The sequence below is a fragment of the Massilia sp. NBRC 108631 genome (assembly GCF_059704565.1).
Map to the genome: position 1 here is coordinate 20,328 of NZ_BAAKJE010000153.1, position 9,366 is coordinate 29,693.

The 9,366-nt window shown below is 53.4% G+C and carries 10 protein-coding genes; 6 read left to right on the top strand and 4 right to left on the bottom strand.

Annotated features, from left to right (window positions below):
* The first annotated feature begins 201 nt into the window (after nt 1-201).
* The gene (locus AC6H42_RS16870; protein WP_497548523.1) at nt 202-1,482 is read left to right on the top strand and encodes a tyrosine-type recombinase/integrase; all 1,281 of its coding nucleotides are present in this window, start codon (nt 202-204) and stop codon (nt 1,480-1,482) included.
* Here the strand turns inward: AC6H42_RS16870 and AC6H42_RS16875 are convergent.
* Nucleotides 1,479-2,327 carry a hypothetical protein gene (locus AC6H42_RS16875; protein WP_497548524.1) on the bottom strand — a complete coding sequence of 283 codons (849 nt, stop codon included), beginning with the start codon at nt 2,325-2,327 and terminating at the stop codon, nt 1,479-1,481. The two genes, AC6H42_RS16870 and AC6H42_RS16875, sit on opposite strands and share 4 nt — an antisense overlap.
* Nucleotides 2,328-2,670: 343 nt before the next feature.
* Between AC6H42_RS16875 and AC6H42_RS16880 the strand changes: the two genes are divergently transcribed.
* Both AC6H42_RS16880 and AC6H42_RS16885 read left to right on the top strand, forming a co-directional pair.
* On the top strand, nt 2,671-2,859 hold the full coding sequence (locus tag AC6H42_RS16880) for a helix-turn-helix transcriptional regulator (RefSeq protein ID WP_497548525.1): 189 nt from the start codon (nt 2,671-2,673) through the stop codon (nt 2,857-2,859).
* 313 nt (nt 2,860-3,172) lie between these two features.
* Nucleotides 3,173-3,832: an inovirus Gp2 family protein gene (locus AC6H42_RS16885; protein WP_497548526.1), complete on the top strand. Its 660-nt coding sequence runs from the start codon at nt 3,173-3,175 to the stop codon at nt 3,830-3,832.
* Between the two features lie 158 nt (nt 3,833-3,990).
* Here AC6H42_RS16885 and AC6H42_RS16890 read toward each other — a convergent pair whose 3' ends face one another.
* Complete coding sequence (locus AC6H42_RS16890) at nt 3,991-4,947, bottom strand: toxin-antitoxin system YwqK family antitoxin (RefSeq protein WP_497548527.1); 957 nt, start codon at nt 4,945-4,947, stop codon at nt 3,991-3,993.
* Nucleotides 4,948-4,965: 18 nt separating this feature from the next.
* Complete coding sequence (locus AC6H42_RS16895; protein WP_497548528.1) at nt 4,966-7,020, bottom strand: DUF4214 domain-containing protein; 2,055 nt, start codon at nt 7,018-7,020, stop codon at nt 4,966-4,968.
* A gap of 249 nt (nt 7,021-7,269) precedes the next feature.
* On the opposite strand from AC6H42_RS16895, the gene AC6H42_RS16900 reads away from it, so the two are divergent.
* Nucleotides 7,270-7,590, top strand: a complete 321-nt coding sequence (locus AC6H42_RS16900; RefSeq protein WP_497548529.1) for a helix-turn-helix domain-containing protein — start codon at nt 7,270-7,272, stop codon at nt 7,588-7,590.
* A 67-nt stretch (nt 7,591-7,657) separates the two neighbouring features.
* Here the strand turns inward: AC6H42_RS16900 and AC6H42_RS16905 are convergent, their stop codons facing one another.
* Nucleotides 7,658-8,224 (bottom strand): recombinase family protein, encoded by a 567-nt coding sequence (locus AC6H42_RS16905; RefSeq protein WP_497548530.1) that lies wholly within the window; start codon nt 8,222-8,224, stop codon nt 7,658-7,660.
* A gap of 287 nt (nt 8,225-8,511) precedes the next feature.
* Between AC6H42_RS16905 and AC6H42_RS16910 the strand changes: the two genes are divergently transcribed.
* Both AC6H42_RS16910 and AC6H42_RS16915 read left to right on the top strand, forming a co-directional pair.
* A complete protein-coding gene (locus AC6H42_RS16910; RefSeq protein WP_497548531.1) occupies nt 8,512-8,715 on the top strand; it encodes a helix-turn-helix domain-containing protein in 204 nt (67 codons plus the stop codon).
* Nucleotides 8,712-9,302, top strand: a complete 591-nt coding sequence (locus AC6H42_RS16915; RefSeq protein WP_497548532.1) for a type I restriction endonuclease — start codon at nt 8,712-8,714, stop codon at nt 9,300-9,302. The genes AC6H42_RS16910 and AC6H42_RS16915 overlap by 4 nt, the downstream gene beginning before the upstream one ends.
* The last annotated feature ends 64 nt before the right edge of the window (nt 9,303-9,366 follow it).

Sequence of the window (9,366 nt, forward strand, 5' to 3'; positions counted from 1 at the left end):
TCTCGGGTCCTTCTGGAACTGCTTGGATTCAATTCTTGGCGGAAGCGGTGTCCGCATGGCAAGAGTCCATTAGTGTCCACCTCGATCTACGATCCCCTTAAGAAACAAAGAGATACGGGAAATTGACGTCCATCAACGTCCTTTACTATTCGCTGAAATCCGGCTACTATTTGATAGTCATTTTGATAGTTAGGAAACCGAATGGGACGCCAACAGCAACGACTCTCGGCAATGCAGGTAAGTAAGCTCACGAAGCCAGGCCTGTACGGTGACGGCGGTGGTTTGACATTGCAAATCACCCCCGGCGGCGTCAAGTCCTGGCTGTTTCGCTACATGATGTCCGGTAAGGCACACGGCATGGGGCTCGGCCCCACTCACACCGTGAGCTTGGCGGAAGCGCGCCAGAAGGCGCTTGCTGCCCGTAAGCTCATCCTTGATGGCATCAATCCCTTAGCAGCCAAAAAGCAAGAGCAGCTCGCTAGCGCATTGGCCGACGCAAGGATGATGACGTTCGACCAGTGCGCCGAAGCATACGTATCCGCACACAAAGCGGGCTGGAAGAATGCTAAGCATGCCGATCAGTGGACCAATACGCTAAGCACATACGCCAGCCCCATTTTTGGCAAACTGCCGGTAGCTGAGATCGACACCGGGCTAGTCGTGAAATGCTTAACGCCCATCTGGGAAACGAAAACAGAGACCGCAAGCCGCCTACGCGGGCGCATCGAGTCCATTTTGGGGTGGGCAACCACCAGCGGATACCGCACCGGGGAAAACCCTGCCCGCTGGAAGGGGCATCTGGACAATCTGCTGGCTACAATCAGCAAAACGAGCCGAACAAAGCACCACCCCTCTCTACCTTGGCAGCGCATGAACGAATTTATCTCAGCGCTCAGGGCGCGTGACGGCCTATCCGCACGTGCAGTAGAATTCGCAATCCTTACGGCGTGCCGTTCGGGTGAGGTACGTGGTGCCAAGTGGTCCGAGTTCGACATCAAAAAGAAGATTTGGACGATCCCAGCAGAACGCATGAAGGCAGGTCGGGAGCATGAAGTTCCGTTGAGTGACGCGGTGCTTGCTCTACTGAAATCAATTCCAGAGAGCTGCGATATCGTGTTTGCCGGCACCAAGGCGCAACCGCTGTCTGATATGTCGTTGACGGCAGTGATTCGTCGTATGAACGACGAGGACACTCCTGTTTGGGTTGACGCAAACGGTGACGGAATCACCATTCACGGCTTCCGTAGCAGCTTCCGGATGTGGGCAGCAGAGACCACCAACTATCCACGTGAGGTAGCCGAGCACGCACTTGCGCACCAACTACCGGATGCGGTCGAGCGCGCATATCAACGAGGATCGCAATTTACCAAACGTGCCGCATTGATGGCGGAGTGGGCCAACTATTGCGAGAAAACACAAAATAGTAGGGCCGTGACGCCAATCAAAGATTATAGCAATGAAATAAATTTACAAAGATCTTAGTCTTGGGAATTTCTTCTTGCAACCCGTGGTAAATAGCTTTCCTTTTCGACTTCCAATTTAATTAACGCCTCAATAATTTTAGGCCTCGTCATTTCGTATTTTGCGGCCAACTTATCCAGGCCAGCTATAGAACTATCCGACAACAGAAAGTTATATTGGCTTTTCCCTGTCATTTTTTCTCGATATTTTCGCTGACTCCAGCGCCTTTTGATTTCTATTACATCAAGTCGCTGTCGCTCCTCAGTAATTCCAAGCTGATCGTAAAACATTAGTAAACTCTTATAATTACCAACAGCTTGATTATTACGAGTACCACGCACACCCTTTTCAACCAACCACTCCCAAGCAAGCTTACACCGATCTTCCGACTCTTTTTCTTTGAACCACTTAAATACAACGTCCCCAGCCAAGTGCCTATTCCATTGAATTCTCATTTCCTCTACGCGTTTAGCCTTCTCTCCTAGCTCAACCGGAAATAAGTCAATCCTCGCTACTACCATATTTCTTCCGAATAACCTAACAGGGTGACTATAGGTATCGCGCTCAAATTCATTATTTATGTATGATAACAACCAATTAGTCTGCCGTTCATCTTCAACAATCCAATCCAAGTATTCCTGGGGCAACAAAGAATACTGAGCCATCTCCAGATACAATCTAAATTCCCATCCAGATGTACGCTCGATTAAATATCCACGAAAGTCCTTAGTTTCGTAATCATCAACAGGAAAAGTTTTCTCTTTATACCTCTCTTTGTGCTTTTTACACAACAAAAGCCACATCCAGGCATCAACACGGGCGTCGATCAGCCCTTGAGAACCCTTGCCAGAAATGCTTCCCTTCATCACTCCTCCTTAAGGCTTTAGAATAATCTTCTAGAAGTATCTAGAGGACTTTGCGATGTATATCTAGTGGAATTCTACACTATTTCTAGTAGTCTCATACTGCTCCATATTGCTATACGCTACCAAATACTCTCAGTAAACTGAGTAGCAGTATGCGCTATGACCACCTCAAGATGAGTGGATGTCGCCCAGGCCGCTGAATGGCAAACACCCAACTACCCGCCACACCCGAAGACGATGCTCTTCGCTTCGAATAATGATCGGGAAGTAGAAAAAGCTTATTCACGAACGCGTAAAAATATCGAGCCTCCAGATCGTTTGAGAAAACAACTGGAGTCATCACATGAAAGTCATTCGTATAGCTCAGGTCATGGAGTCAACCGGCCTTGGTCGCTCAACCATCTATAAATACATCTCGGCAGAGAAATTTCCTGCCCCTTTAAAGCTCAGTGAGCGCTGCGTGGGCTGGCTAGAGGGCGAAGTACAGCAATGGATCCAAGCACGCCTAGACATGCGTAGCGTGAAGAAATGAGGGGGTGCGGGATTTTGGAACATGCTAATTTGCCAGAGCGAATATTTGGCTTAAGAATATCTAATTCCCCGCTCGTTTAGCTTATTAATCTCGAATGCCGAGGAAATGATTGCCTCGGTATTAGTACTATGCTTTATAGAAGAGAGAAGGAATGATCTATACCAAGTATATCCACCAGAATTGAATATAGATGACTTGAGGTGACTCACCTCTTCAGTAACAGTGAGAGAGCGCGGAGAGCTGTCGAACGGAAAATCAGGAGAAATAATTTATTCCAGGTGGTAAGGATATGAACCAACCACAGGAGTATCAGATGAAGCGTCACACATCCAACCGCAATCTTACCCTTTACTTTGGAGCCACATACGAGGGGCTTCCAATAATGCACACGAAGGGCCCCTTCGTTCGTGAGTATTTAGCGGTCCTTCATCGAACGATGACTCGTGCGATAACGCAATACCGAGAGGTCTTTGCATTCAGATTCGATTGCCGCCTACCTGCCAGGTATCAATTCAAGTCGCCCAGCTACGAGAACGAACCAATTGATCGATTCATCGAATCCTTCAAAGCTAAGATTAGGCACAATCGCCAGAAGGCATTCCGAGACTTGGGATACGCTCACGACAGCTCGGTCCGCTATGTCTGGGCCAGAGAGGTCGGCAGCCAACGTGGCCGCCCACATTACCACTTCGTTATCTTCCTGAACAAAGACGCCTTCTGTGCGTTGGGTAGGTACGCACCAGGTATCGACAACATGTACAACCGGCTACATGAGGCTTGGGCAAGTGCGCTTGGGCTTCCCATTGAAGCTGTAACAGGCTTAATCCATATACCGGACAATGCCTGCTTCATCCTCCACCGACATGATCTGGATGGCATTGCGTACTTCTTCCGCCGGGCAAGCTACCTCTGCAAAGCGGCTACCAAGTCCTACGGCAAAGGTGGGCATGGATTTGGGGCCAGCAGAACTTGACTCAACGAGCGTGCTTACACGTCCGCTCGCTAACTGGATCAACCTGCATCCGGGCCGTCACGTCGGTTAAACGTGTGACCCAGTTCAGGCCGAAATAAGCACCGCCGGGGATGATGCATCCCCGGCAGGTTGCCTGTTGCAGCATCGCAATCAGGCCTCTATTTTTTGCAACCTGCTTCCCATTCTCCGATGACATCATGGTTGATAGGCGCTTCCTCGCCGTTCTCCTTCCGGAATGCTGCGATCTTTGCATCAAGACAGGCATCACCTGAACCAGGCGGCGCGTTCACGGCGGCGACAGCCTGCTTAGCACCATCCTTGTAGACCTGTTCGGTGCATACGACGCCGGAGGGGCTATCAACCAAGGCGGGCAAGAAGTATGTGCCGCCTAGCTTTTCTGCCATAGCGGCATAAAGCCGGAATTTTTCATAGTTTGGTTTAAGCCGTTCCATCGGGATTTCACGGTTCAATTGGCACGTCTTCCAGACGCCATCAGGCGCACCTGCCTTGTAGTGTTCTTCCCTTTCATCATAGCGGTAGACGCCCGTTTTGGAGCCGTTCTCCCACACCAGATCAGTCAACAAGGTTTCGCCCGTAATATCCCAGGATTTTTCCTCTCCCACCTTCTTGCCAGCTTCGTAGTTGATACGACTGATGATCTTGCCGGTCTTGGGGTTGAAACGCTCCTCCACGCCGTCAGGCACACCGCCCCGAACAGTCATCGAAAACATCAAGTTGCCACTGTCTGACGCCCACATTTTCTGCACACCTGCTTGCTGCCCCTTGCTGTAGGTGAATTCTCCGACCTTCACGCCTTCGGGGTTCTTGCATTCGGCAATGCCGTCAAACAGGCCATCTTGCACAGGCACGGTGCAGCCGCCTGTCCATGCGCCATACTGCGCAGCGTACCGCTTGCCGACCTGGATAATGTCTACGTTAGTCAGCTGGCCTGAAAAAGGATCACTTGCGTCCTTCTTGTAGATTAGCCCTTGCTCGACATGCGACTGCCTTGCGTCGATAGTTTGATTGCAAGCCTGCAACGACATGGCAATAGTTCCCGCCAGTGCGATTCGGGTGATCGTGGCCGACGCGGAGCTGCCTGAGTAATTCAACATATGAAATTTCCTTATCTATCAGTGAAATGGGGTGTATTCAAAACCTTGGCCAATGATCTTGGCCGCTGCTGCTTGGTTCTCGGGGCTGTCGCTGAAGGCGGTCAGCAGGCCTTTAGCGGTCTCGCCGTGCTCCAGGGCGTCTACCCAAAACTTCAGGCCAGCCGCGTCCGGGGCGCGATGGAGCACGTTGTTGTACATGGCCGCGACCAAGTCGTTATTGCTTGGGTTCGCGCCGTACAACTTTTGGAACTCCGCCGACTGCACGAAGCCCTGAGCCACTTCAGTCAACGTCCTGCCAGCGTCCATGGCAGCCATCCAGAAGCCCAAGCCCGCCTTATCTGGTGCGCGGTTAAACGCTGCCTGATACAGGCGGTAGACCCCTCCACCGACGCCAGCACCGGAAACATCCAGCGCGATACTGACGTCGCTAAACTGAAGGCGGTCTACGTTGTAGAGCATGTCTATCGCGCCGCCGACTTTGTCCGTCACGGCGAAGTGGTCTCCGGCACGTGCCACGGTAACGTTGGCGCGGCTTGCGCTGTACACCAGTGTGTCCGTGCCGTCGATGCCAACAAACAAATCGCTCTTAGAGCCGTTGGTGAAGGTGAAGTTTTTACTGGCGGCTATGTGCACCTCAGGCTGGCTTTGACCAGCAGTTGCCAGCGCGTCGTGCACCGCCTTGGTCAGCGCGGCATCAGCAGCCGCCTTTGCGATAGCGGCATCCGCTGCGGCGGCAAGTGCATCGGCTACCTTGGTGGCCGCGACGGCCTCGTTGACGGCCTTGGTGAGGTCTGCTTGCGTGATGCCGGTCGATGGCTGGGACGGAGCTATGTCAACGCCTGCCAGGCTGGCGCCGCCGAGGATCTTGTTGATGATCTCCGTCGCTGTTGCTTTCGGGTTCTGCTCCCACAGCAGCGCAGCCAACCCGGCCACGTAGGGACCGGCGAACGACGTACCGCCGTCTTCGTGGTAGGCATATCCACCGGCAGCAGTCGGCACATAGCCCGACGAACTAGCCATCACCCATGGGAACGGCGTAGCGCCCGCCATGTTTGACGAGTCGAACGGTGTCGAAGCCATGGCGTTGAAGTTGCCCACGTCGATGATTTCGCCCTTCAACTGCAACGCCGCCAGCGCTGGGCCGGTCGGGCCATAGTTGCTATAGTTACCGCCGATCACCACACACACAACGTTATGCTGGAAAGCGTAGTCCAGAGCGCTCACCACCACCTGGTCGGGGTCGGAGGCTGACGATTGCAGCGGCATGCAGATCACCTTAGCGCCGTTGTCCACCGCCCAGCGAATGCCAGACGCGATATTCGTGCTGGACGAGCCGGTGGTAGACCCCACTCGGACATTCAGCAGCTTGGCATCGGGCGCGACGCCCATGGTGTCAGCGCCGCTGTGCGCGGCGTGGCTGCCGGCGATGATCGACGCCGCACCCAGCGCGTGATCTTGGTAGGCACCGGCCGCTGGCGTAGGCGTGGTGTCCTTGTCGTAGAAGTCATAGCCGCCGACGATGTTGCTGTTGATCTCGTCATGGCTAGCAATGCCAATGTCGATAACGGCTACCTTCACGTCTTTGCCGGTGTAGCCTGCTGCCCACGCCGACGAAGCAGAGATCGCGTTCAGCGCTAGGTTATTTGATTTCCCGTTCAGCGACAGCGTGCCGCCCAGGTCATCAACGCCCAGCGATTTCGCTACGTTGATAAGGCCATAGCCTTGCGCAGTAGACCAAGTGCCGTCCGCCGTCTGGATGATTTTTTCCGAGAAGTCGGAGAAGGTATTGCTGTAACCGGCCTCAACGGTAATGTTCCCTGCCACCGTAGGCAGGAACTTGAACGCCACCTTGCCATCTGCACCTTTCACTTCCCAAGCATGCGAGCTGGACGTGGTTTGATTGTAGGTCTGGCCTGTTGAGATAGTCCCATAAGCCGTCTCGTTACCGCTGCGATCAATCCAATAGATGGTTAAAGGGCTACTCGATTTGTTGGTGACGGAAAAACGGACCGGGTTGCCGGTATCCGTCGAAAGGACAGTGGTGGTTATTGGTAAAAAATCAATCGCTGACAAAGAAACACTCCTTTTTTATAAAGCATGCGTCGAGACGCACGGACCAGCCAACTGGCTGGTCCGTGGCCTGATCACAGCATGTAGGTGGCGATACTCGGCGCGCCGCACCCATCGCATTCCGTGCACTCCCGCTGTAACCCGATAGCACAAGCAGGAATTAACCAATAGCAACACAATCCTACCAATTCGGTAGCATATGGGCAAGCTGAAACACCGACCATCTTTCTCTTTGAAGTTCGAAAGAGAGCGATGTCACTGCTGGGAAAACGGCTCAAGGAAGCACGATCAGAAAGTGGCTTGTCCCAGGAACAGCTGGGGATTCAGGCCGGTCTTGAAGTCGAGAGTGCGAGCGCAAGGATGAACCGGTACGAACGCGGCACGAGGGTTCCCGGTGTTGACCTTATGGAAAGAATCGGAAACGTACTTAACCTTCCAGTGACGTACTTCTACGCCGTCGATGACAGCGAGGCACGCTTGTTGGCCTTGTTCCATCGGATGCCCCGTGCAGACAGGGAAAAATTGCTTCAAATGGCCGAGCAATCAGCGAAACATAAACTGACCTCAGCCTGAGTTGCTTCGTTCAGGTCAACACTGCTGTCGCTCTTGGCAGCATTGGCTAATCTTCGCTGGGGAAAGCTCAGGCCGACGCCTTGATGATTCGATACACGGACGCCACCCCGACAGAGCACGCGTCCGCCACTTGCTGCTTGGTAAGCCCTTTCGCGAGCAATGCCAACACCTTCGTTGACTTAGCTTGAGCCGTTGGCGCTCGTCCGGTGTACGCGCCGCGCTGTTTCGCCGCCGCGATCCCGACCTTCTGCCGCTCCAGCATGTTCTCGCGCTCAAACTGAGCGATGGATGCGAACAAGTTGAAGGTAAGTCTCCCCGACGGCGTGGCGGTATCAATCGCAAGGTCGAGAATTCGGATCGTCGCGCCGGCACGCGCAACCCTTGCTTCGATTTCGACCATGTGGATCATCGAGCGAGCGGCGCGGGACAAGCTAGTAAAGACAAGTACGTCGCCAGCCCTCAGCATGGACAACACCTTGGCGAACTCCACACGGTCTTCCATCTTAACGCTGGAGATTTGCTCTCGGTAAATAGTCTGGTCCGTGCAGCCAGCGCCCTTCAGTTTGGCGATTTGATCTGCGAGGCCTGCGACCTGCTCAACGGTCGAGGTGCGTGCGTAGCCGTAAGTAGGCATATGTTCCTTTCTATCAATAGATCCTAGATGTGGTGAAATTATCAATAGGCTCTAAGGTGACGAGCCGTTTTGATAGGTTTGGAGAGGCGAGACGAGGCAGATCACTTGACCCTGCCCTAGTGATAGTTCAATGTTTCGCGCAGTGGTACGTGGAAAGACTGTCAAAACGATCAAATTGCTGCCTTCACCCACCAGCGGCCATCTCATGGCCTAAAATCCGCCATTCTGTTAGACTACTTTCTACTATTTAAGACGATTCTAAAGGCAAATCTCTGAGCGCCAATGCAATGAACACTGAGCCGTGGGTGACTGCCGAACACGTGGCACAACATCTGGGTGTGGTCAAGGAGACCGTCTACCGCTGGCGTGAGCGTAGGGGCCTGCCTGCCCACAAGATCGGCCGGCTTTGGAAGTTCCAGCTGTCCGAGGTCGATGGATGGGTGCGCGCTGGCGGAGCGGATGAACCTGCCGATGGAGATAGCGCCGCATGACGACAAGTCGTAATGAAACGCAGACACGAATCGAACTCATCGATTCACAGTTGGCTCGTGCGGGTTGGTCCCGAAATCGCCGAAACCTCGTAAACGAATTTCTCTTACAGACAGCAGAGCCCACGGCCAACTATGGTGGTGAGCAGTTCGCTGACTACGTCCTTCTTGGTTCAGATGGCAAGCCGATTGCCGTAGTCGAGGCCAAGCGATCATCCCGCGATGAAATCGCCGGAAAACGCCAGGCAGCCGACTATGCCGATGCGATAAAAACAAAGTTTGGCACTGATCCATTCGTGTTTCTCACCAATGGTAAAGAAATTCAATTCTGGGATCGCGAACGCTACGCGCCCCGCAAGGTCTCTGGCTTTTACACACGGGACGATCTGGAGCGCCTGCGCCATCAGCGCCAGTTCGCCGAACCGTTGGGTGACGTTTCCATCAACGCTGAAATCGCCGGCCGCGACTATCAAAACGAAGCGATTCGTCGGGTCACTGAAGGCGTAGATGCGGCCAAGCGAAAGTTTTTGCTGGTAATGGCCACTGGCACGGGACCTGTCAGAAATTTTGTGTGCGGGGCCAAAGTTTAATTAGCTGATCGCGTTGGTGAAACGCTCCCCATACATGATGGCGAACTGGTTAACTGCCTGCTTC